Here is a 424-nt window from a genome sequence, read left to right on the forward strand (position 1 = left end):
TGAACAATAGCTTATCCCTGAATGCAACCTCATCGCATTGTAGTATTTGTTGATGTAACTGCCAAGCGTTCTGCGTAATTCCTTATCACTTTTAAAAGTGTTTCCGCGAATAACCTCGGCCTTCATCGAATGGAAAAATGACTCCATATGCGCATTGTCAGTACATTTACCTGCTCGACTTAAACTATGTGAAATACCACGCCGTTTTAATACTGCCTGAAATACATTACCCCGATATTCAACACCTCGGTCTGTATGTAACATTAAATCGTTTGGTGGTTTACGCGTTTTAATGGTCTGTTTTAATGTTCGCTTAGTGACTTCCATCGTTCTATTTTTATCTAAACTCCAGCTAATAATACGCCGTGAGTATAAATCCATTATCACCGATAAATATCGCCAAACACCATTTACTTTCAAGTAC

General features: G+C 38.2%; 1 protein-coding gene. It reads right to left on the reverse strand.

What is annotated here, in order from left to right:
• Positions 1-424: IS3 family transposase (locus tag ACSLUO_RS17705; protein ID WP_448250589.1), on the reverse strand; the 424-nt coding region annotated here is incomplete at both ends.

Source organism: Thalassotalea agariperforans (assembly GCF_053470345.1).